This is a genomic window from Tunturiibacter psychrotolerans (assembly GCF_051013365.1).
GTDB classification, from domain to species: Bacteria; Acidobacteriota; Terriglobia; order Terriglobales; family Acidobacteriaceae; genus Edaphobacter; species Edaphobacter psychrotolerans_A.
The window spans coordinates 2744345-2767184 of the sequence record NZ_CP132941.1; the positions used below are offsets into that span (position 1 = coordinate 2744345).

Consider the following 22840-nt stretch of genomic DNA (forward strand, 5'->3'; position numbering starts at 1 on the left):
GCCGACGTTGCTGGTTAAAACGAAAAACCCCAGCCTGTGCAGGGGTTCTCTTGTGATCTCTACATCTAGTTTAGCTGATGGGGCGGAACTAATACGCCACGCGAATCCCCTTGATTGGCGCGGGTTTGAGGCAGTTGGGGGGTTGACAAGATTTTTGGTTGGCGCGGATGAGAAGCGGGTTTCTCCACTGCGCGGCTCACGGTGAGACTGTGAGCCGCTTCGGTCGAAATGACAAAGTTTTCAAGGTTGTTAGGACATAAGTTATTGGGGAGGGAAATTTGCAGGGATACGCTTCTGTTTGTAACGACCCAGATCTAAGATGAGTGCTCGATTCATCGCAGGTGGGCCCCGCTTTGTGTAGAGATCAACCGGAGGGGATTATGACCGAAGAGCAGAGCAGACTTGTCGAGGCTAAAGCGAAAGCCATCCCGTGGAAGAAGTGGGGCCCTTACTTGAGTGAGCGGCAGTGGGGGACGGTGCGGGAAGACTACAGTGCGGATGGAAATGCGTGGGATTACTTTACGCATGATCAGGCGAGGTCTCGGGCGTATCGGTGGGGCGAGGATGGACTTGCGGGTGTGAGCGACGATCACCAGGTGCTGTGTTTCGCGCTGGCGTTGTGGAATGGCAAGGATCCGATTTTGAAGGAGCGGCTGTTTGGGTTGACGAACAGCGAGGGCAATCACGGCGAGGATGTGAAGGAGTACTACTTTTATCTGGATAGCACGCCTACGCACTCGTACATGAAGTATCTGTACAAGTATCCGCAGGCTGCTTATCCGTATGACGATCTGGTGAAGACGAATCGGGAGCGTGGGCGTGCGGGTGCGGAGTATGAACTGCTGGACACCGGTGTGTTCCACGAGGACCGGTACTTCGATGTGTTTGTGGAGTATGCGAAGGCGGGGGCGGAGGATCTGGGGATCAAGATCAGCGTTACGAATCGCGGGCCGGAGGAGGCGGTGTTGCATGTGCTGCCGACGGTTTGGTTTCGGAATACGTGGATGTGGTCGGATCATGGCGGGAAGCCGGAGTTGAAGGGAGTGCAGGGGAAGGGATATGGTGCGATCTCGGCGCACCATACGGATCCGATCTTTCAGGAGTCGCTGCCGGATTACACGCTGTATTGCGAGGGGGATGCTCCGCTGCTGTTTACGGAGAATGAGAGCAACAACAAAAAACTTTTTGGGACGGAGAACGGTTCGCCTTATGTGAAGGATGGTTTTCATCACTACGTGATCGATGGAGAGAAGGGTGCGGTGAATTCGGCGATGGTGGGGACGAAGGCGGCTCCTTACTATGTGCTGAAGGTGGGTGCGGGCGAGACGAAGGTGTTGCGGTTGCGGTTGAAGCAGACGGGTGCGGAGTTGGATGCGAAGCCGTTCAAGGACTTCGATCAGGTGTTTGCGACGCGGCTGAAAGAGGCGGATGCGTTCTACGAGTCGATTACGCCGGATAAGGTGAACCGGGATCCGGATCGCGCTCTGGTGATGCGGCAGGCGATAGCGGGGATGTTGTGGAGCAAACAGTATTTTTATTACGACCTGAATTTGTGGTTGAGGGAACACAAGGTGGGGCCGTGGTGCACGCCGGAGACGCGGCAGAAGGTGCGCAACGGCGAGTGGTTTCATATGTACAACGACGACATTATTTCGATGCCGGATAAGTGGGAGTATCCATGGTATGCGGCGTGGGACCTGGCGTTTCATATGCTGGCGTTTCAGGCTGTGGACTCCGACTTTGCGAAGGCACAGCTGGAGCTGATTCTGCGGAATGATTATCAGCACCCGAATGGGCAGATTCCGGCGTATGAGTGGAACTTCGGGGATACGAATCCGCCGGTGCATGCGTATGCGACGATTCAGATTTACATGAGCGATAAAGAGCGGAATGGCGGGAAGGGGGATCTGGAGTTTCTGTCGTATGCGTTCTCGAAGCTGCTGGTGAACTTTACGTGGTGGCTGAATCGGAAGGATCGGTCGGGGAATAATTTGTTTGAGGGTGGATTTCTGGGGCTGGACAACATTGGGGTGTTCGACCGAAGTGCGCCGCTGCCGAATGGCGGGTATCTGGAGCAGGCGGATGGAACGGCGTGGATGGTGTTTTTCAGCCAGCAGATGCTGCGGATTGCGGTGGAGCTGGCGTTGAACTACCCGGTGTATGAGGAGTTCGTGGTGAAGTTCTTCGAGCACACGATGTGGATTGCGGGTGCGATGGATCGGATGGGGAAACAGCAGGACACGATGTGGGATGACGAAGATGGATTCTTCTACGACGTGCTGCGGCTGCCGAATGGCGAGGCGTTTCGGATGAAGGTGAGGTCGATGGTGGGGCTGTTGCCGTTGACGGCGGTGGCGATCTTCGAAGAAGACCTGATGGAGAAGCTGCCGACGTTCCGGAAGCATGCGCAGCAGTTTCTGGCGCGGCATCCGGAGCTGGCGGAGAATCTGCATATGCCGGGGACGCCGGGATTGGCGGGGCGTCGGCTGCTGGCGACGGTGAATGAAGACAAGCTACGGCGGATTCTGACGAAGATGCTGGACGAGAATGAGTTCTTTGGTCCGCATGGGATTCGGGCGTTGTCGCGGTATCACGTGGATCATCCGTATAAGTTCAGTCTGGGGGGGCATGAGTCTCAGGTTTCGTATGTGCCGGGGGATTCGGATAGCGGGATGTTTGGAGGGAACTCGAACTGGAGGGGGCCGGTGTGGATGCCGGTGAACTTCTTGTTGTATGTGTCGCTGATGCGGCTGGGAGCGTACTACGGGGACGCGTTCAAGGTTGAGTGCCCGACGGGATCGGGGAAGGAGATGAATCTGTTTGAGGTGGCACAAGTGCTGGGAGAGCGGCTGATCAGCACGTTTACCAAGGACAGCACGGGGAGACGGCCGGTGTTTGGGAGTGCGGAGAAGTTTCAGACGGATCCGCTTTGGCAGGACAATGTTCTTTTCTATGAGTACTTCCATGGTGATACCGGGGCGGGGGTGGGAGCCAGTCACCAGACGGGTTGGACGGGATGCATTGCGCGGATTATTCAGGCGAACGGGGCGTTTGAGGTCAAGGATCTCGCGGACAAAAACGTCGAGGAGAAGGCCGTCAAGCTTGGGCTGGGCGAGAAGGATGTAGCAGCGGCGGTGGTTGCGGCGGCCACGAAGTAGGTGGGTCGGGATTTTTTAAGTAGGCGGTTTGTTTCGTCAACGTGGTTAGGGCTGTTGCACGTTCGCTGCCTTGAAAAAAATCCGTAGGAATTCGTACGTGCGGCGTAGGCAGAGCTAAGGGCGCTTCGATATAAGAATTTAATGGTCGAGCTGGGGGGATGACGATGCGGCATCGGAGTTTCGTTGCGGTTTCGATTGTCTTTGTGGGGCTGCTGGTTGGGTGCAGACGGGTTGCGCCGATGAGGATGGATTCGTCGGTTCCGGTGGCGGTTGCGATTTCGCCGGATGGTGGGCGTGGGCAGAGGTTTACGGCGACGTTTCAGGACCCGAAGGGCGGGTCGCACATAGGCGAGGTTACCTTGTCGGTGATGTCTGGTGGGCTGCGGCCGGGTGAGCGGAAGAAGTGGTCCGCGAACGAGTGTTTGATGAAGTACGACGTGCTGGCACAGGAGATTTCTTTGGTGCCGAACGTGGGTGGTATGTATGGGACGCATGCGGCGAAGGCGGGGAGTTCTGCGACGTTGCAGAACTCGCAGTGCATGGTGTTGGCAGCGGGGGCTTCGTCGCAGGTTTCGGGGAAGACTTTGACGGTGAAGCTTGCGGTGGAGTTTGCACCGGAGTTTGCCGGGGAGAAGCGGGTGTATCTGTCGAGCGGGGATGTGGATGGGGTTTGGAGTGCCAACTATCAACAGGCGTTCGGTAGTTTGACGGTCGCTGATTTGAGGACGCCTTAGAGCTTGCCTGAAGGCCATTTAAAGCAGGCAACGGCCAAATACGGGGGTCTCTCCACTGCACGGCGGACGGAGGGACTGTCCGCCGCTCCGGTCTAGATGACGACTCTCTGTGGTTGGATTGGATCTAGAAACTGCAAGAGCAACGGCTGGTTGGGAAGAGTTCTACATTCCCACCCGTCTCGTAGACCGCGATGGATGGGCACTCTGGGGCGTTTGCCTGGGTGGGGAATGCAAAAGCAGATCCCTACGGGATGACAACAAAAGAACAGACAACTGCAAAAGGCGAGACTGCAAACGCAGTAGTTGGATCAGGCAAGGCGAGACGGATTCCTTCTATACGGCGGTGTCTTAGTTCATCCAGCGCTTGTCGTTTGGGTTCTTGCGGAGTTCGTCGGGGTCGACGTAGCGGCCGTCCTTGTCGAAGTGGACCTCGCGGTTTTGCTTGCGCATGTAGACCTCGAACTTGCGGGCGGCGCGGCGGCGCTTCCATCGGTAGTAGCGGTTGCGAACGCCAAAGTACTGCTCGGAGAGGCCGAAGGCGAGGCCGCGGCGGGGAGCGAATTTGACGTAGAGCGCGCCGAAGAGGGCGCCGGAGAGCTGGATGAGGGCGTTGAAGGTGTCGGCCTGTTTGAGCAGGAGAGCGACCGCGATGAGGATGTAGATCGCGACCATGTACTTGGCCTTGATGCGGAGGACGAACCAGAGGAGAAACTCCTGGTCGCCGAAGATCATGGCGATGGCGACCATGAGGCCGAAGATGCCTGACCAGGCCCCAGCGGCACCTACGTCGGGACGCAGGCCGAGGATGTGGGTGAAGGAGATGGCGGAGGCGAGGATGGCGCCGCCGATGACCGAGGTGAGGTAGAGCTCAGCCAGCCAGCGGCCGCCGAAGGAGGGTTCGAGGAGGGATCCGGTGAACCAGAGGGTGAGCATGCCGAAGAGGATGCCGAGGATGCCCTGTTCGACGAAGGAGTAGGTGAGGAGCTGCCAGATTTCGCCGTGGACGACGGCGAGGGGCTCGAGGATCAGATGGCTGTGGAGGACCGCTTCGAGTTGCGGGGCGAGCCAGCGGAGGATCAGCAGGCCGAAGAAGGCGCCGACGTTCAGAAGGATGAGTTTGCGGGTGGTGCCTTCGAAGGCGGGGAGCGCAAGCGAGATGGGGCCGGATCGGGGCATGCTTTTCTTATTTGATCATAGGCGTTGGAGATGAAAAGACATACCGCGTGGCTTGTTTAAATAAGGTGTCCTGCCGGACGGGCCCGCTACGCGCGGGGCGGCCACTTCGTGGCGTGTGTATCCCCTTCGGTTGACGCTCCCGTTGGTCGCGGTGAGATTCTGTGCCGACCAGCGGGAGGAGTTTTGTCTCTGGATCTGCCGAGACAAGTTAAGAAGGCATGAAATGCCCGCTCCACGCGCAGTGGGCCCGTCCGGCAGGACATGACGGCATTTGCCGCTTTAGGTTCCCGATGGGTGATGGAAGGATCTGTTATTGGTTCGCTGGGCGTGGCGTTGGAGTTGGTGGACGCTGGCCGCGTTCGGGAGTCGGGAGGACGGCGATGCTGCGATGGCCGGCGGGATCGACGGAGCGGACGGCGAAGACTACGTTGTCTTTGGAGACGGCGAGCTTGAGGGTGAGGGCGGCGCCTGCGCTGGCGGAGTCGGTCCAGGTTGGCTGGTCGGTTTCGCGCCAGACGACCTCGTACGTGGTGCTGGCTGGGGCGCCGGCGGGAGGCTGCCAGGTGAGCTCGGTGTTGTTGTCGAGGGCCGTGGTGAGGATGTGGACGTTTTGCGGCTGGCCTGGGGCGGAGGCGAGAGTGGCGAGGGTGGCGGCGTTGAGGCGGGTTACGTTGGCGACGTAGTTGAAGTCGACGTACTGGAGGAGGTCGCCGAACTGGGTGCCGTTTTCTACGCGGACGTTCTGGTGCTGGTGATCGAAGTTCTCGGCCCACTCGGTGAAGCGGACGGCGGCGAAGCCTTCCTGATTGAAGGAGGTGTGGTCGCCGCCGCGGAGGAAGCGGTCGCGACGGAAGATGAGGACGGGGTGGAAGGCAGGGATCATGCGCATGAGGTTGTTGTGAACGCGGCTGCCTGGGGGGATGGGTGAGTGTTGCGAGGTGGGGTGGAAGTAGGTGGCGCCGACGTCGACGATGGCGCGGGCGAGTTCGCGGGAGGGGGAGTCGCCTTCGGCACCGAGGGTTTGGATTGCGCGGAGTTGGTCGGGAGTGGTGTTGGCGGGTATGCCTTCGGAGAAGACGCGGACGGTGGTCTTGTCCTGGATGTTGGGGGGTGTGGTGTTGCCGGGGGTGGTGTCGCCGCCGACGATGTCGTTGTTGAGGACGGCTTCGAGCTGCCAGTTTTCATCGTGGGCGAGCTTGGCGAGGTGGGCGCTGCCGTTGAGGCCTTGTTCTTCTCCGGCTACGGCAACGAAGACGATGGTGCTGGGGAATTTGAGTTTGGAGAGGACACGGGCGGATTCGAGGGAGACGGCGACTCCGCTGGCGTCGTCGTTGGCGCCGGGGGCGGGGTCGTGGGTGTTGGCGTTGGTGGAGTTGCGGGAGTCGTAGTGTCCGGTGACGAGGACCATACGGGCGGCCTGGGCGGGGTCGGTGCCGCGGAGGACGGCGTAGACGTTGCTGATTTTGGTGGGTTTGGTGATGCGGGCGTTGGGTGCGGTGCTGGCGGGTTCGGTGAAGGTGTCGCGCTTTACTTCGAGGCAGTTGTTGCAGGCGGAGGAGATGGATTTGAATTCGGACTCGATCCAGTCGGAGGCGGCGTTGACACCGGTGTTGGGGGCGAGGTCGGTGTCCATGCTGGAGAGGGTGCTTCGGTTGTTGAAGGAGACGAGTTTGGTGATGGTGGCTTTGATGTGGTCGGGGGAGACCTGGGCGAGGGCGGCGGCGATGGCGGGGTCGGCTGGGGCGGCGGTGATGGGGCGGCCGGTGGTGAGGGGTTGTTGGGCCTGCTGGGCTGGCTGGGCATGGAGAAGGGTGCAGGAGAGGATGGCGGTAGTTGCGAGGATGGTGAGGGCCGGGCGTGCGGGGCGGTAAGGTGCAGCGGTCACGAAATTTCTCCTTGTGCAAAACCGAAGCGGCAACTGAATCGTATGCTTGACGAATGGGCGGGACGGTCGCTAAATAAATAACGAGGGCGTCCGTTGGGATGTTCCTATAATCCTATAGACGAGCGAGTGGGCTCAAAGACCCTGGAGGCAAGATCATGGCTGTTGTTTGTCCGGAGTGCGATAACCCGATTGTGGTGGACGCCGATGAAGTGGAGGAGGGCGAGACGGTTCAGTGCGAAGAGTGCGGAATCGACCTCGAGGTGATTTCGGTAGATCCTCTGGAGCTGGCGGCTATTGACGATGCTGGTTATGACGATGAGGATGTGACGCATACCGGTGACGAAGAAGAGGAGTAACGGCTGGTCTGGATGGAGATAGCCGTATACTGAAAGAATATGAAGAGTATTGATCGCTTGGTCCGCTCGTTTGCCGGTAAGGTGATTCTCGCGTCTTGTTCGGTGGTGATTCTGGCTGTCGGTGTGCGGGCTGTGTCTGCGGTTGCGGAGCAGCGTGGGCCTGTGCAGCGGGTGGTTCAGGGTAAAGTCACGGATGGCGGTGGGGCGATTGTGAAGGGCGCGGTGGTGTATTTGAAGGACGACCATAGCCTTGCGGTGAAGAGCTACTTTTCCGATGATGCGGGTGAATATCGGTTTGGGCAGCTGGCTCAGAACACGGACTATGAGATCTGGGCTGAGAGCAACGGGAAGAAGAGCCCGGTGAAGACGATCAGCTCGTTCGATAATAAGAACCAGTTTTATATCGATTTGAAGATCGGGAAGTAGAAAAGCGGCCCGCGGAAGCTGAATAAGCCGCTTCCGCGATATCGAGCTGCTACTCCTTCGTCTTGAGCTTCGCGTCGTTCTCGTGGATGAATGCTTCGATTTGAGGCGCGTTGGCGAGGACGCGGAGCCACTGTTCTTTGTAGAGAGTGACCGGAAAACGGCCCATGCCGTAGAGCGACACTGCGCCCTTGTCGCTTACCTTGAGGCTGATACCGGCTTTTTCTTTGGTCTTGAGTTGGGCGTTTTCGGCCCTGAGGCGCTCGAGTTCCGCCTTCATCGCTTCTTCGTTCATTTGCTTTCCTCCAATTTTCGGTTGTTCAAAGCCGTCGATGCGATTCACGGTGAAGCAAACACAGTGATTCTTCTCCTTCGACTACTCTCAGGATCAGGATACCGATATTTTGGTGAAGCGTGCTTAGTCGGCGATGCCGGGGTTGGGTGGGTCGATGCCGAGGGCGGTGGCGAGAGCGATGAGATGGTCCTGCTCCTGCATGAGGATCTCGCGGATGGATTCGCCGATGGCGTACTCGTTGAGTTCGTCGCACTGCTTGATGCGGCGGCGATAGTTGGCGATGGTTACCGTCTCGTTTTCGAGGTCGAAGCGGAGCATTTCTTCGTTCTTTTCGGAGGTTTTGACGGGCTTGGGGGTGGCGGTGGGCATGCCGCCGAGATAGTCGATGTGATTCGCGATGGCGATGGCGTGGGCGAGCTCTTCGGTGGCGTGGATGGCGAGTTCGTCAGCGATATTCATGTACTGCGCGCCCTTGAGGACCTGCGAGTAATTGACGTAGGCGATGATGGCCTGGTACTCGCGCGAGAGGTCTTCGTTGAGATAATCGATTAGTTTTTCGCGGGTGAGGGTGGCGGCGGGTGCGCTTTCTTTTTTGTCGGACATTTGTTCTCCAGGATTTCTGTGGTGCGCGGTCTTCGGTTTGAGATGCAGAAACGATCTCTGGAGTTTGTGACGGAATGATGTGGAGATAAACGCAGCTCAGGGCGAACAGCAGGTTCCTCCACTACGCTTCGCTTCAGTCGGAATGACGAGCTAAGCGGCAGGTGCGAGGGCTTTGCTACCGTTGCGGCTCACGTGAGCCGCTTCGGTCGAGATGGCGGTAGTCAGGAGTGGATGGCTAGAGCGGGAGGGATTTTAGCCAGGCTCGGAAGCTTGGGCCGAGGTCTTTGTTTTTGAGGGCGAATTCGACGGTGGCGCGGAGGAAGCCTTGCTTGTCACCGGCGTCGTGGCGGGTGCCTTCGTAGACGAAGCCGTACACCTTTTCGTGCTGGAGGAGGGCTTTGATGCCGTCGGTGAGTTGCAGTTCGCCACCTGCGCCGGGGGTGATGTGCTCAAGCATGTCGAAGATGCGCGGGGTGAGGATGTAGCGGCCGATGATGGCGTTTTGCGAGGGGGCGTTTTCGGGTTTGGGTTTTTCGACGAGGTCTTTGACGGCTAGAAGACGCGGATTTTTGGGGTCGGGAGTGCAGTCGAGGCAGCCGTAGTTCTGGATGGCTGCGCCTTCGACGATCTCGGAGCCGAGGATGCTGGATTGGATTTCGTTGAAGGCTTCGACCATCTGCTTCATGCAGGGGATGGTGGCGTCAACGATGTCGTCGGGGAGGAGGACGGCGAAGGGTTCGTCGCCGACGAGCTCTTTGGCCATGAGGACGGCGTGGCCGAGGCCGAGGGGTTCGGGCTGGCGGGTGTAGGTGATCTTCGCGAGCTTGGAGACGGAGCGAGCGATCTCGAGGAGTGCGGTTTTATTTTTTGCGGCGAGGGAGGCTTCGAGCTCGGGGCTGCGGTCGAAGTGGTCTTCCATGGTGGATTTGCCGCGGCCGGTGATGATGATGATCTCGGTGCATCCGGCGGCTACGGCCTCTTCGACGCCGTACTGGATGAGGGGCTTGTCGACGAGGCAGAGCATCTCCTTGGGCATGGCCTTGGTGGCGGGGAGGAAGCGCGTGCCCATTCCTGCGGCAGGGAAGACTGCTTTGCGGATTTTTTGAGTCTTGTTTAGGGTCATTAGTTCCTTGGATGCATTTCAGGGTTACAAGAAATGCTAGCAGGGCAAGATCAAGACTTGGATGACACGATGTGATTGAGTAGAACGACCTACATTAGACGGTGAAGATGGAGACATAGAGTGCCAGGCCATGTTGTCCACCGCACATATGGAGTTGCCTGTTCGTCACAGGACGGGTGAGTCGTCGTGGAGCATGGCTTTGCGGACGATTTTGATGGGGGCGAAGCCCTGGCGCATGAAGTCGTCGTGGAAGGTTTGGAGGTTGAAGGCTGCGCCTTGTTTCTTCATCATGTCGGCGCGGAGCTTCATGATCTCGAGCTTGCCTAACGTGTAGTAGAGGTAGGTGGCGTCGGCGGTGCCGCGTTTGGTTTCGACGAGGCCGACGGAGTGCGACTGGTAGCCGTCGGTGACGAAGAAGTTGACGGCTTGATCGAAGGTGAACTGTCCTGTGTGGAGCTTGATGGAGTTGACGAAACGGGCGTCGCGGAGGAGCGCGTCCTGGATCTGGCCGAGGCGGATGAGTTTGGCTTCGCGCTCGTTTTGTGCTCCTGCGCCGGGTTGGCCGTAGCCCTGGTCGAGCATCATCTGCTCGGTGTAGTGAGCCCAGCCTTCGATGTTGGTGTTGGCGCCGAGGACCTTGCGGACGGTGGAGGGGAACTGCGGGGTCCAGAGGAACTGGATGTAGTGGCCGGGGTAGGCCTCGTGGACGCTGGTGGAGATGATGGTGCCGACGTTGAACTCGGACATGTGTTCGGCGATGTGTTCGGGTGTCCAGGTTTTTTCAGGCAGCGTGACGTTGAAGTAGGCCTTGGTGGAGTGGGTCTCGAAGGGGCCCGGAGGGTCCATGGAGGCAGAGGTTGTGGCGCGCTCGAAGGGAGGGGTCTCTTCGAGGGTGGGTTCGACCTTGGAGGGGATGGTGATGATGTGGTGGGTGTTGATGAAGTCGATGAGGCTGGCGAAGGTGTCGTTGAAGGTGCTGAGGAGCTTGTCGGGTGCGGGGTGGATGGTGGCTAGTTCGGCGAGGACCTGCTGCGGGGTTTTGGTGGGGTCGACTTCTTTGGCGACGCGGGCGAACTCGGCCTGATTTTTGTGCAGGTCGGCGTAGGCGATGTCGAGGAGGTGATCGAGGGGGATGTCGACCATCTCGTCGTAGGCGAGTTTTTTGGCGAAGGTGTCGGCACCGAGTTTGTAGTCGCCGTTGGAGCGAGGGAGGAGATCGGATTTGAGCCAGGCCTCGTAGGATTGGAGGGCTTCGATGACGGCGGCGTTCGATTTAGCGAAGGCGGCTTTGGTGTCGGCGTCGGTGGCGTCGGTGAAGGCGGAGGGGACGTCGTTCTGAAAGAAGCTGATGTCGCCGTCGAGTTGTTCGAGGGCAATTTCGGTGTAGATGTGCGGGGGGTTCTTGAGGTTCTTGCGGGCTTCGAGAAGAACTTGCGGCATCTGCTTTTCGCGCTCGACCAAGGATTTGAGACGCGTGTCGGCGGGGGCGTAGGGACGCTCCATGATGACGAAGGCGGAGGCGGTGATGCCGGAGGAGTAGTTATCGGGATTCTTCTCCCAGGGGCGAATAACTTCGAGAGAGAGGAGGGTGCTGCGGATGCTGTTGAGGAGGATGGCGCGGTCGCCGGCTACGGAGGCGTCGAGGGCGGAGGGGTCGATGGCTTCGACCTTCTTCTCGTAGGCATGGAGAGCGGCGATTTGTTTTTGAATGTTGGCGGCGGAGTAGTCTTCGAGCTGAGTGTCGTACTGGTGGAGGCCGTTGGCGGTGCCGTTGGTGGGGGTGAAGTGGAAGTAGACGTCGGAGAAGTACTGGTCGGAGAGGTAGTTGAAGGTCTGGACGCCGCCGTCGGCGGAGACGTGCTGGGCGTGCGCGGGCCGCATGCCGGGGAGGAGGGCGAGAGCGGCGACGAAGAGGGCTTTGGGGGTGAAGATGCGGCTGGCCATATGGTGCGACCAGTTTACGGCAGAGCGAAGAGGACTGCTCCTTTGTCTGGGTGGGATGGGGATGGAACGGCGGACGGGATGATGTCGTAGCGCGCCATGACGCTGCCGATATAGGCGAGGTTGGGAGGGTCTTCGGCGCGGATCGCGGCGGCGAGTTCGCGGAAGTACTCGGGACCGAGGAGACCTGGGGTGAGCAGGCAGATGATGCGAGCGGTGGTCTGCTGGTCGTTGAGGCAGGAGTGGACGGTGCCGTGCGGGATTTGGAGGTGCTGGCCCGGGTGAAGGGTGATGCGACGCTCATCGACGGTCCAGGTGGTGATGCCGTTCATGCCAAGGACGGTTTCGTCGGAGACGCGATGCAGGTGCGGGATGTTGAGATGAGCGTGTGGGGGGATGAGGAGCTCGAAGAGGTCAGCGGTACCTTGGGTCTGGTGACGGCTCTGGAGAAAGGTGATGCTGAGTTTGCCGATCTGGATGGGCTGATGCATAAGACCCCTTTCCCGTCTCGTTGCAAGGAATACGGCTTCGGTGACCACTTGTTATGACACGGAGTGGAGGAAAAAGTTACGGAGAGCGAGTGAGGTCGTCTATCTAGTTGCTGATAGAGCTGCAGCGGCTGATGTCTGGGATTTGGCGCTACGAACCGATCGACGAGGCATAACGATAAATCCAGATGCTATTCTCTGAGCGCCGAATTGCCGGGGATCGGGAGGGTATCGTGCGAGCGAGCGCGTTCTGTCTGGTTGGGCTTTGGGTTCTGGGACTGCCTTCGATGTGGGGACAGGTGGGAAGTGTAGCTTCGGCTTCCCGTGGCGAGGGAGGCGCATATCGCGGTGCAGGTGCGGGATACGGCGGGAGAGCCGGTGAGGAGGCTTGAGGCCCGAAATTTTCGAGTGAAGGTTGTGGCGGGAGGCAGCTCGACTGGTACACAGGTGAAAGTAGAGGGCGTCCGGGATCAGAGCAGTCATGGGACTGGAGTTCCGACGAAGCTGCTGGTGGTGCTTTTGACGACTGACGCTGAGGCGGTTCGCCAGTTGCCGGACAAGCTGGAAGAGTTGTGGAAGGCGGACTGGAAGGTGAGCGTGTCGGATGGAAAGGGCGTTCAGACGCCTTATGTCTCCTCTTCCGTGGAGCTCAAGAAGGAACTCGCTCACCAGGGACAGGTGCATCGCAGTATTAATCTAGCTGCGGCGAGGTTGACGCGGTTCTCTGGACGACGCGTTGTGTTTTTGGTGACAGAGCCTGGCGTACCACTAGGCGCCGGAACACTTGCTGAGGCGTTGTTGCCGGGGATCTCGGTGTATCACGCAGGAGGAGATCCCTGGAACCAGGTGCGCGCTGCCGGGGCCTATGACGCTGGCAGCAGCTTTCTTTCTTCTACTTCCTCGAACGAGGCGGTGAGCAGTGTGGCTGGAGGCTCAGGAGCACCTGTGTTTCAAAGAGTGCGAGGTCGCGAGAGTGAGGAACGAACTTTGAGAGGGGCGATTCACGATGCCCTGCACGACGGATATGGTTATTACGTCCTGACTGTGAACCTGCCCGCGGATGTGACACGGCTGGAGTTGGGGGTGGACGTTTCGGTGCCTGGGGGAAGCTATTCCGTCTATGCCCAACCCTATGTTGAGCAGGGAAGGCCTCCGCAGCTGGTTGTGATCGGGTCTAAGCGGTAGGGACGTCGAGGGCGTCGAGAAGGGCCCGGGTTTCGGAGAGGACGTCTTCGGCTTTGGCGGTGGGTAGGGGCCAGCGTAAGGTGCCGTTCGGACTGAATTGCGCGCCGCGCTTGGTGTTGCGGCTGACTAGCTTCATGAGGGTGCCGGGATCTACGGTTTTGTTGTTGCCGTTGGTGAAGTGCGAGGGGTCGGCGTTGACGGCGGCGAATTTTACGTGGAGCATCTCGACGAAGGTCTTGATGGGCTGCTTCTTGTTGCCGTTTGGATTGGGGAGTTCGACCTGCGTGCGCTTGCGGTCGAGCTGGGAGATGCCGAGTTGTTCGCAGTGGAGGCGGATTTCACCTGCGGCTAAGAGATTGAGGACGGTTTCGGGTGGGGTGCCGTAGCGGTCTTGTAGTTCAGCGCGGACGTCGGTGAGGTCGGCTTGCGTTTGTGCGCCGGCGATGCGCTTGTACATGCGGAGGCGCTGGTTTTCTTCGGGGATGTAGTCGCTGTCGATGCGGACGGAGATGCCGAGATTGATGACGGTGTTAGCGTGGGCTGGTTTATCTTCTTCGCCCTTCATCTTGCGGACGGCCTCTTCGAGCATGGTGGTGTACATCTCGAAGCCGATGGCTTCGATGTGGCCGGATTGTTCGCCGCCTAGCATGTTGCCTGCGCCGCGTAGCTCGAGATCGAGTGCGGCGATCTTGAAGCCTGCTCCGAGGTCGGAGAATTCTTTTAATGCGGCCAGGCGGCGGCGGGCGATTTCGGTTAATTCGGTTTCGGGTGGGATGAGCAGGTACGAATAGGCGCGGCGATTGCTTCGGCCTACGCGGCCGCGGAGCTGATAGAGCTCGCTGAGGCCGTGGCGATCGGCGCGGTTGATGATGATGGTGTTCGCGAGGGGGATGTCGAGGCCGTTTTCGATGATGCTAGTGGCGACGAGGACGTCGTACTCGTGGTTCATGAAGGCGAGCATGACGCGCTCGAGCTCGGCTTCGGGGAGCTGGCCGTGGCCGATGACGATGCGGGCCTGCGGGACTAGTTCGCGGATTTTTGAGGCGAGGTCGTAGATGGTTTCTACGCGGTTGTGGACGAAGTAGATCTGGCCGCCGCGTTCGAGCTCCATCTCGATTGCGGTGCGGATGAGTTTTTCGTCGAACTTGGCGACGATGGTCTGGATGGCCATGCGGTCTTTGGGGGGAGTCTCGATGACGGACATGTCGCGCAGGCCGATGAGGGACATGTGGAGGGTGCGCGGGATGGGCGTGGCGGACATGGAGAGGACGTCGATTTGAGCGCGCATCTGTTTGAGGCGCTCTTTGTGACGGACGCCGAAGCGCTGTTCTTCGTCGACGATGAGGAGGCCGAGGTCCTGGAACTTTAAGTCTTTGGAGAGGACGGCGTGGGTGCCGATGAGGATGTCGATTTTGCCGGCTTCGGCCTTTTCGAGGATGATCTTTTTTTCTTTGGCGGTGCGGAAGCGGGAGATCATCTCGATGTTGACGGGGAAGTTGGCGAAGCGTTTTTTGAAGGACTCGAAGTGCTGGAAGCTTAGGACTGTTGTTGGCGTTAGGACTGCTACTTGTTTGCTGTCTTGGACGGCTTTGAATGCGGCGCGCATGGCGACTTCGGTTTTGCCGTAACCGACGTCGCCGCAGAGGAGACGGTCCATGGGGCGGGTGGATTCCATGTCGGCCTTGATGTCGGCGATGGCGGTGAGTTGGTCGTCGGTCTCGTTGAAGTCGAAGGCGTCTTCGAACTCGTGCTGCATGTTGGTGTCGGGTGAGAAGGGCGTGCCGACGGCGGCCTGACGCTGCGCGTAGAGCTTGAGCAGCTCGGCGGTCATGTCGGCCATCGCCTTTTTTACGCGGGCTTTGGTCTTCTGCCAGGACTGGGTGCCGAGTTTGTTTAGTTCCGGTGGGGGCCCGGTTTCGCTGGAGCGGTACTTCTGGATGAGGTCGAGGCGCGTGAGGGGGACGTAGAGTTTTGCTTCGTCGGCGAACTCGAGGATCATGAGTTCGAGTGGGGGTTGATCGTTCTCTTCGATGACGCGGAGGCCGCAGTAGCGGGAGATGCCGTGCTCTACGTGGACGACGTAGTCGCCGACGGCTAGGTCGCGGAAGTCGGAGATGAAGGCGGCGGCTTTGGATTTGCCGCGGCGCACGGGGCGGGTGGTTACGTCGGCGTCGTCGGTGAGGTCTTGTGCGCCGAAGATGACGATCTGGCGGGCGGTGGCTTTATCGAGGTCGAGGATCTGAACGCCGGCGGCGATGGGGGTTTTGACGATGACGGGGGTGCGGAGATCGATGGTGTTGCCGCCGAGATAGCTGGACTCGGTGTAGACGGTGGAGCTGCCGGGGGCTTCGTTGCGGGAGCCGAGGCGATAGGGGAGTTGGTACTCCTGCAGGAGGCCGGCGAGGCGTTCGACTTCGCCTTGATTGGGGGCGGTGAGGAGGATGCGGGCTTCCTGTTTGATGAGCGAGTTGAGGTTGTCGATCAGCGCTGGAATGGAGCCGTGAAAGCGCATGGTGGGGCGGGTGGCGAAGTCGACTTCAGAGAGGTCGCTGCGGTCGGCGTCGAGGATATCGACTGCGCCTAGCTGGTCGAGCTCAATGCCGGAGAACTTGTGGAGGCGGTCGTCGAGGTCCCAGGGGGAGAGGTAGATGTCCTCGGGACGAACGAGGTTTCCGATGCCGGAGCGCTCGTGGCGCTGCTCGATTTTGTTCCACCAGCGTTCGCCTTGATTTTTGATCATGGCGGGTTCTTCGAGGAAGACGCGGGGGGCGGTGGGGCTGGATGCACTGAGGAGATCGAGGAGGGTGAGGTTGGCTCCGGCTACTGGAGCGAAGAACTCCCATCCGGGGAAGATGGTGGCTTCGCCTGTGCGTGTGCTGACGTGGGTTAGGAGTTCGGTGGGTTCTTCGCCGCCTTCGAGGGCTGCGCCTGCGGTGCCCGCGCGGGTGAGGCGGGCGTTGATGGCGGTGAGGAGGCGGTCTGTGACGGGGGTTTCGGTGAGTGGCAGGAGAAGAGCGTTGTCGAGGGTGGAGGCGGAGCGCTGGGTGTCGGGGTCGAAGCGGCGGATGGATTCGATCTCGTCGCCGAAGAAGTCGATGCGGACGGGACGGTCCATCTCGGGCGAGTAGACGTCGAGGATGCCGCCGCGGAGGGTGACCTGTCCGGGCATCTCGACGACGTCGACTTTGGTGTAGCCGACGGAGAGGAGGTGCTCGACGAGCATGTCGGGCATGTACTCTTCGCCGACTTTGAGTTGGAGGGTGAGAGCGCGGTAGTAGTCGCGGGGGAAGAGACGCATGCAGGCGGCTTCGACTGGCGCGATGACGAGTTTGGCCTGGCCTGTGGCGATTTTCCAGAGTGTCGCGGCGCGGGTCTCTTGAATTTCGGGATGTGGCGAGAGATTTTCGAAGGGGAGGACGTCGTGTGCGGGGAGGCGAAGGACGGAGTCGGCGGAGAGCGCTCCGGTGAGCTCGCAGGCGCTGATGACGGCGGCCTGGAGTGCTTCGGCCGCTTTGTTGTCGGCCACGATGATGACGCAGGGGGCCTGGGCGGCGCGGACGAAGAAGGGGAGATAGAGGGCGCGGGCGGTGAAGGTGAGTCCAGAGACACGTCTGCGCCCCGTGCCTCCGCTCAGGTGGCGGCGTACACGCTCGAATGCTTCAGAGTGCTCCAGGTCTGCGAGGAGCTCGCGGACGAAGGGTAGGACCATACTGTACTGAGTTTATCGTGAAGGCGCGGGTGGAGCAGAATCGCCTTCAGATGGCTCCTCGGCGTTCGAGAGTGCCGGTTGAGGTGGAGTCTGTAACGATTCGTGGGCGGCGTGGAGGAGATCGGATGCGGCGTTGTCTTCGCCGAGCTCCCAGATCATGAGACCGCCGAGCTGATGGTCGAGCGCGTAGTGAGCTTTGTGGCTGATAGAGAGCGGGTCGTCGTAGGTCCAGAAGATGTCACCGTCGAAGAGCCAGGGGGTCTGCGAGTCGGGATCGCGGTAGACGGTGGAGGTGGGGATGACAGAGGCGATGTAGCTGTAGGGGCGATCGCCGTGGATGGGGGAACCCTCCTGGGCGAGTCCGTTGTCGTCTTCAGGGACCTGATGCCAGCCGTAGCCGTAGAAGGGCACTCCCATGAGGAGTTTTTCGGCGGGGACGCCGGCTTGGAGGTAGGCCTCGACGGAGTGGGCGACGGTGCCGCCGTTGTAGTTGGGCCCTGCGGTGAGCGGGGCGATAAAGCCTGTGGTTTCGCTCCATGGGCCGCTCATGTCATAGGTCATGAGGCCGATGCGGTCGACGAGGCGGGCGATCTCGGCCATGTCGGTGCCTTCGTACATGCGGGGACTGGGGCCGACGGCGACGTTGAGGAGAAGGCCGGGGCGAACGGTGTCCATTTGTCGGCGGAACTCTTTGAGGAGCGCGACATAGTTGGCGGCGTCGGGCTGATGGGGATATTCCCAGTCGATGTCGATGCCGTCGAAGAGATTGGGGATGGTGATTCCGGGCGCGAACTGGCCTTTGAGGAAGGTGTCGATGCAAGAGGAGACGAAGGCTGCGCGGTTTGCGGGTTGGGCGTCGTCGGCGAAGTCGGTGGAGTGGCCTTCGAGGGAGATGAGGATGCGGAGGTTGGGGAACTTGCGCTTGAGTTTCTGAAGCTGGTGGAGGTTGCCGCGGAAGGTTTGTGTGGTGGTATCCGGCACTCCGTCGACGCTTTGTTCGGCGGTAAAGGTGTAGTTGAGATCGGCGTTGGGGTCGGCGATTGAGCAGTGGCCGTTGGTGACGAAGCCCTGTGCATAGTTGATCTGATCGACCAAGGGAGAGGCGCCTGTGGCGAGGTTTTTGACGAGATACTGCGGCTGATTGTAGATGCCCCATTGCGGGAAGTAGCCGATGAGTGCTGGTTTAGCAGCTGGTGGAGAAGCCGATTTCAGGGCTTGTAGAGGAGCGATTTTCGCATCGGATTGTGCGTGCGCAAAGTTGGGCTGAGAGGCGAGCACCGCCAGGGTGAGGAGCAGGAGGAGGCGGGCTCTTTGTAAGAACGTCTGCACACTCTGACAGACGAAGCGCGGAGGGAAACGCTTCAGGTATTCGAGACTGTGCGCGACGACATCAATGAATGGAGTAGGTTACCGGCCAAAGTGAGTTGGAGAGGTTGATCCCCCAGAGTTTACTGTGCAGCGTGATTTGGAGTAGTATCTGGCACCCGCAGGAAATATATCCTGCGCTGCTGCCCGATTTCGACATTTTCGACATCGGACAGAATGAGCCGGAGGACAGCTATGAATATTTTGAGGAAGCGGTATCTTTTTGCGCTTTTAGCGGTGGTGCTTCCACTGATCGCGGGATGCACCCGTCACAGCAAAAGCGAGCAGTATTACCTGATCGCAACGAATACAGCGGTGCCCTATTGGAAGGCGGCTGCGAACGGATTTGCGGCAGCTGGCTTGCAGTATGGGGTTTCGGTCGATACGCGTGGGCCAGCCGGTCTGAACCCACAGGCAGAGGTCGACGAATTCAATGCGATGGTGGCGAGGAAGCCTGCGGGGATTCTCGTATCGGTTGCGAGCACGCAGTTGATGGCCCCAGCGATTGATGCGGCTATAGCAGCGGGGATCCCGGTAATTACGATCGACTCGGATTCGCCGGAGAGCAAGCGGCTGTACTTTATTGGGACTAATAATCTGGAGGCTGGACGATTAGGCGGAAGGCGCGTGGCTGCGGTGTTGAACGGCAAAGGGAATGTTGTGTTTTTTTCTAACCCGGGGCAGCCGAACCTTGACGAACGTTTGAAGGGTTACATGGATATCTTCTCCGGCTTTCCGGGAATTAAGGTGGTGGAGGATTTTGATATTAAGGCTGACCCAGGCACGGCGTTAGATAAGGCGGGTGAGTACCTGGAACGGAAGGGGCCAGCCAAAGTGGATGCGTTTATCTGCCTGGACTCGCGTTCGGGTGTGAATGTGGCGGAGGCTTTCAAGCGGCGAAATATTACGGACCGTTTATTGATCGCAATGGACGTGGACTCTGACACGTTGAGACTGGTGGGCGATGGAACGATCGATTCGACAATTTCGCAAAAGCCTTACACGATGGCGTATCTAGGGCTGAAGGCGCTGGATGAGATTCATCACTATCCTGTGAAGCCGATGGATCAGGACTTTGCGCTGGATCCGTATTCTCCGTTTCCGGCGTTCGTGAATACGGGAGTCGCGCTGGTGGATAAGACAAATTTGAGCGCCGTCATGAAGAAGCAAAAAGAGGCGAACCAGTAATGGGTTCGAGCGGCAAGCGCATGGTGCGACCGTCTGAGGGTGTCTGAGGACGGTCGCTGAGGTCTTTTAGAAAATTACCGCCAACAGCATTTGGAGTAGCATCAGGCCCCCGGGATATACCTTTGCCGCTGCCGGAGTTCCATGCTTTTCGGCTTCGGACAGAAGTTTTGCCAGAGGATGACGATGAACCACTTTATGAGGCGACCTCTTTTTGCTCTCCTGGCTATGTTCTTTCCACTGCTTGCGGGGTGTACGCGGCACAGCAAAGATGAACATTATTATTTGGTTGCTACGAACATCAATCTGCCCTACTGGAAGGCGGCGAATGCGGGATTTCAGAAGGCGGCGGTTCAGTACGGGGTTTCGGCCGAGATGCGCGGGCCGACTACGTTCGATCCGCAGGGCGAGGTGGCTGAGTTTCGCACGGTGGTCGCGCGAAAGCCTGCGGGGATTCTGGTTTCGGTGGCGAGCGCAGAGTTGATGGCACCGGAGATCAAAGCCGCGATGGATGCGGGGATTCCGGTGATCACGATGGACTCCGATGCTCCGGCTAGTACGCGACTCTACTTCATTGGGACGAACAATCTGCAGGCGGGGAGACTGGGCGGACAGCGGGTTGCGGCGAAGCTGAACGGCAAAGGGAACGTGGCTTTCTTTTCGATTCCTGGTCAGCCGAATATTGACGAGCGATTGAAGGGCTATAAAGATTCGTTCTCGCACTATCCGGGGATCAAGGTTGTCGATGTGTTCGACATGAAGGGAGACTCCGGACTGGCGATGGATCAGACGCGGGATTATCTGTCGCGGACGGGGGCGAACAGGGTTGATGCGATCGTGTGTCTTGAGGCGGCTTCGGGGAAAGATGTGGCGGAGGCGTTTCGCAGGGCGAATGTAAAGGACCGGCTGCTGGTGGCGATGGATACTGATCAGACGGTGCTGCAGGGCGTAAAGGATGGAACGATCGATTCGACTATCTCTCAAAAACCCTTCACGATGGCGCTGGTGGGTTTGAAGGCGCTGGATGATATCTACCATTACCCGATGAAACCGCTCGTGAAGGACTACGCGCTGGACTCGTTTGCGCCGGTTCCGACACTTATCGATACGGGAGTTACGTTGGTTGATAAGGGCAATGTAGATTCGCTGTTGAACATTGGAGAGGACAAGACGCCGTAGTCTTCAGGGCAGAGGCTTGTGAGGTCAGAGCGTGACGACGATCTTGCCGATCTGAGCGTTCGACTCCATGTAGCGGTGGGCTTCGACGATTTCGGCGAAGGGAAAAGTCCTGTCGATGAGAGGCTTGAAGTTGCCTGCGACGATGTGGTCGAAGATGTACTTCTTGGCTTTGGGAAACTCTACGGGATCTGCAGCGACTTCAAAGAGGGTGTAAGCCCTGATGGTGAGGAATTTGCTGAGTGCGGTGAAGAGCGGATAGGGGGTTGGCTCGGGGGCGAGGGCGCCGTATTCGAAGATGATGCCGTTTTTGGACGACGCTGCGGCGAGAGCTTCGACGATCTTGCCGCCGATAGGATCGAAGACGATTCGAGCGCCCTTGCCAGCTGTGATCTCTTTGACACGGGCGACGAGATCTTCTTCGTCGGAGATGATGACGTGGTCGGCACCGAGTTTGAGTAGCTCCGCTTTTTTCGCGGCGGTGCGGGTGACGGCGATGCTGGTGGCACTCTCCGCCTTAGTGATTTCAATTGCGGCTACGCCTACGCTGCTGCTGGCAGCTGTGATGAGAACGAAATCTTCTTTTTTGAGATGGCCCAGCATGATGAGGCCGCCGTATGCCGTGAGGTACTGCATCCAGATGGAGGTGCCTTCCTCGTAGGAGAGCTGGGCGGGGTACTCGGCGAGTGCTGCGGCCGGGACGATGGCGACTTCGCCGTAGACACCGTGGGTATTAAGGCTGAAGAGGCCGGGAACGGTGCTGGCAGTCTTGCCGATCCATGCAGGGTCGACGCCGGGGCCGACCGCTTCGATGATGCCGGAGGCCTCGTAGCCGTTCTTTGCGGGGACGATGGGAGTTTCGAGGTATTGGCCGTTGCGGAACATTACCTCGGCGCGATTGAGGCCGAGAGCTTTGACGCGGAGACGGACTTCTCCATTGTTTGGTTCGGGGAGAGGGAGTTCGTCGAACTGGAGGACATCGGCGTTGCCGGTCTTGTGGAAGCGGACGATCTTTACGGTGTCGGGCATGTGGCTCTCCTTGCTCTCGCTCTGTGGTTGGATGAAGGCGCAGAGGGAAAGACTCAGGAGTTAGGGGGTGGGCTTGTCTCTCAAGGACTGTCAGGCTTTGGTGGATTCTTCTTGTTTGGGGTCTTCTTTGACGTGAGGGGCGATGGCTTCGGCGTCGGCGTCGCCGCCGTAGATGACCTGGCCGTATTCGAGCAGGGTGACCATGCCTACGCCGCCGCAGATGTTGCCGGCTACGGCGGGGAGGAGCCAGGTGAAGTAGCTGCTCCATGCAGCCTTGCCGATGAGGATGGCGGTGAGGATCTCTCCGCTGGTGGCGATGCAGTGGGCGAAGTTGCCGAGGCCAACGACGAAGGTCAGCATCCAGATGATCATGACGGAGCCGGTGATGGAGTGAGAGCCGGAGACGAGCCAGGCAACGGTGGCGATGATCCAACCGCCCATGACGCCGCTCCAGAAGATGGTGGCGGCGGGGTTGTGGATGGCTTCGAGGCCGAGGCCGGCGATGGCTTGAACGATCTCGGGTTTTAGGGCAGTGGTGAGAGCGGCGATGGCAGCGAAGGAGAGAGCGCCTAGAACGTTTGCGGGAAGGACAGTCGCCCAGAGGCGAAGAGTTTTCCAGAAGTGCTTCTTTTCGGCGAGGACGAGGGCTACGGGGTAGAGCGTGTTTTCGGTGAAGAGCTGCGAGCGGCCAAGGATGACTACGATGAAGCCGAGAGGGTAGAACATCTTGCCGACGAAGAAGATGGTGTGGGAGGGAACTGTGCCGGGGGTGGTAAGGAGGGCGATGGCGATTGCGTTGCCGAGAGCGGAGAGGCCCATGAAGATGCCGCCGGCGAGGCCGGAGATGGCGAGGGAGATGCTGGAACGGCCTAGCTCCTGGCGGGCGTTGTTGGCTACCTGCTCGTAGATGTCCTGGGCGCTGGGGCGCTCGAGATTCTTTTGCGCGTCCTGATTCACGGGCGGCGGGGGTGGGTAGCGGCGAAGGCGGTAAGGCATATCGATTGGATGC

The 22840-nt window shown here is 59.4% G+C and carries 18 protein-coding genes; 7 read left to right on the forward strand and 11 right to left on the reverse strand.

Annotated features, from left to right (window positions below; translation table 11 throughout):
- Positions 1 to 380: 380 nt before the first annotated feature.
- Both RBB76_RS11620 and RBB76_RS11625 read left to right on the forward strand, forming a co-directional pair.
- On the forward strand, positions 381 to 3158 hold the full coding sequence (locus RBB76_RS11620) for an MGH1-like glycoside hydrolase domain-containing protein (protein WP_429632675.1): 2778 nt from the start codon (positions 381 to 383) through the stop codon (positions 3156 to 3158).
- A gap of 158 nt (positions 3159 to 3316) precedes the next feature.
- Complete coding sequence (locus RBB76_RS11625; protein ID WP_429632677.1) at positions 3317 to 3892, forward strand: hypothetical protein; 576 nt, start codon at positions 3317 to 3319, stop codon at positions 3890 to 3892.
- A gap of 348 nt (positions 3893 to 4240) precedes the next feature.
- Here RBB76_RS11625 and RBB76_RS11630 read toward each other — a convergent pair whose 3' ends face one another.
- Together RBB76_RS11630 and RBB76_RS11635 are read right to left on the reverse strand one after the other, a co-directional pair.
- Entirely contained in the window at positions 4241 to 5068 is an 828-nt protein-coding gene (locus RBB76_RS11630; RefSeq protein ID WP_429632679.1) for a rhomboid family intramembrane serine protease, read from the reverse strand.
- Positions 5069 to 5378: 310 nt separating this feature from the next.
- Positions 5379 to 6953, reverse strand: coding sequence for a M28 family metallopeptidase (locus tag RBB76_RS11635; RefSeq protein ID WP_429632681.1), 1575 nt, complete (start codon positions 6951 to 6953; stop codon positions 5379 to 5381).
- 155 nt (positions 6954 to 7108) lie between these two features.
- Here RBB76_RS11635 and RBB76_RS11640 point away from each other — a divergent pair, with 155 nt between their 5' ends.
- On the forward strand, positions 7109 to 7309 hold the full coding sequence (locus RBB76_RS11640; protein ID WP_429632683.1) for a hypothetical protein: 201 nt from the start codon (positions 7109 to 7111) through the stop codon (positions 7307 to 7309).
- A 39-nt stretch (positions 7310 to 7348) separates the two neighbouring features.
- On the forward strand, positions 7349 to 7735 hold the full coding sequence (locus RBB76_RS11645; RefSeq protein ID WP_429632685.1) for a carboxypeptidase-like regulatory domain-containing protein: 387 nt from the start codon (positions 7349 to 7351) through the stop codon (positions 7733 to 7735).
- A 49-nt stretch (positions 7736 to 7784) separates the two neighbouring features.
- Here RBB76_RS11645 and RBB76_RS11650 read toward each other — a convergent pair whose 3' ends face one another.
- The 5 genes from RBB76_RS11650 to RBB76_RS11670 form a co-directional block, all read right to left on the reverse strand.
- A complete protein-coding gene (locus RBB76_RS11650; RefSeq protein ID WP_429632687.1) occupies positions 7785 to 8027 on the reverse strand; it encodes a hypothetical protein in 243 nt (80 codons plus the stop codon).
- Positions 8028 to 8150: 123 nt separating this feature from the next.
- Entirely contained in the window at positions 8151 to 8630 is a 480-nt protein-coding gene (locus RBB76_RS11655; protein WP_429632689.1) for a ferritin-like domain-containing protein, read from the reverse strand.
- A gap of 235 nt (positions 8631 to 8865) precedes the next feature.
- Positions 8866 to 9753 carry a UTP--glucose-1-phosphate uridylyltransferase GalU gene (gene galU / locus RBB76_RS11660; protein WP_429632691.1) on the reverse strand — a complete coding sequence of 296 codons (888 nt, stop codon included), beginning with the start codon at positions 9751 to 9753 and terminating at the stop codon, positions 8866 to 8868.
- 165 nt (positions 9754 to 9918) lie between these two features.
- Positions 9919 to 11697, reverse strand: a complete 1779-nt coding sequence (locus tag RBB76_RS11665; RefSeq protein ID WP_429632693.1) for a DUF885 domain-containing protein — start codon at positions 11695 to 11697, stop codon at positions 9919 to 9921.
- A gap of 14 nt (positions 11698 to 11711) precedes the next feature.
- Entirely contained in the window at positions 11712 to 12185 is a 474-nt protein-coding gene (locus RBB76_RS11670) for a cupin domain-containing protein (RefSeq protein ID WP_429632695.1), read from the reverse strand.
- A gap of 321 nt (positions 12186 to 12506) precedes the next feature.
- Here RBB76_RS11670 and RBB76_RS11675 point away from each other — a divergent pair, with 321 nt between their 5' ends.
- Positions 12507 to 13367 carry a hypothetical protein gene (locus RBB76_RS11675; protein ID WP_429632697.1) on the forward strand — a complete coding sequence of 287 codons (861 nt, stop codon included), beginning with the start codon at positions 12507 to 12509 and terminating at the stop codon, positions 13365 to 13367.
- Here the strand turns inward: RBB76_RS11675 and mfd are convergent.
- Both mfd and RBB76_RS11685 read right to left on the reverse strand, forming a co-directional pair.
- Positions 13357 to 17076, reverse strand: coding sequence for a transcription-repair coupling factor (gene mfd / locus RBB76_RS11680; RefSeq protein WP_429632699.1), 3720 nt, complete (start codon positions 17074 to 17076; stop codon positions 13357 to 13359). The genes RBB76_RS11675 and mfd overlap by 11 nt on opposite strands.
- Before the next feature lie 12 nt (positions 17077 to 17088).
- The gene (locus RBB76_RS11685; protein ID WP_429632701.1) at positions 17089 to 18405 is read right to left on the reverse strand and encodes a glycoside hydrolase family 18 protein; all 1317 of its coding nucleotides are present in this window, start codon (positions 18403 to 18405) and stop codon (positions 17089 to 17091) included.
- 231 nt (positions 18406 to 18636) lie between these two features.
- On the opposite strand from RBB76_RS11685, the gene RBB76_RS11690 reads away from it, so the two are divergent.
- Entirely contained in the window at positions 18637 to 19629 is a 993-nt protein-coding gene (locus tag RBB76_RS11690; RefSeq protein WP_429632703.1) for a substrate-binding domain-containing protein, read from the forward strand.
- 195 nt (positions 19630 to 19824) lie between these two features.
- Positions 19825 to 20805 (forward strand): substrate-binding domain-containing protein, encoded by a 981-nt coding sequence (locus RBB76_RS11695; RefSeq protein WP_429632705.1) that lies wholly within the window; start codon positions 19825 to 19827, stop codon positions 20803 to 20805.
- A gap of 24 nt (positions 20806 to 20829) precedes the next feature.
- On the opposite strand, the gene RBB76_RS11700 is transcribed toward RBB76_RS11695, so the two are convergent.
- Both RBB76_RS11700 and RBB76_RS11705 read right to left on the reverse strand, forming a co-directional pair.
- The gene (locus tag RBB76_RS11700) at positions 20830 to 21831 is read right to left on the reverse strand and encodes a zinc-dependent alcohol dehydrogenase family protein (protein ID WP_429632707.1); all 1002 of its coding nucleotides are present in this window, start codon (positions 21829 to 21831) and stop codon (positions 20830 to 20832) included.
- Positions 21832 to 21921: 90 nt separating this feature from the next.
- The gene (locus tag RBB76_RS11705; protein ID WP_429632709.1) at positions 21922 to 22827 is read right to left on the reverse strand and encodes a formate/nitrite transporter family protein; all 906 of its coding nucleotides are present in this window, start codon (positions 22825 to 22827) and stop codon (positions 21922 to 21924) included.
- Between the last annotated feature and the right edge of the window lie 13 nt (positions 22828 to 22840).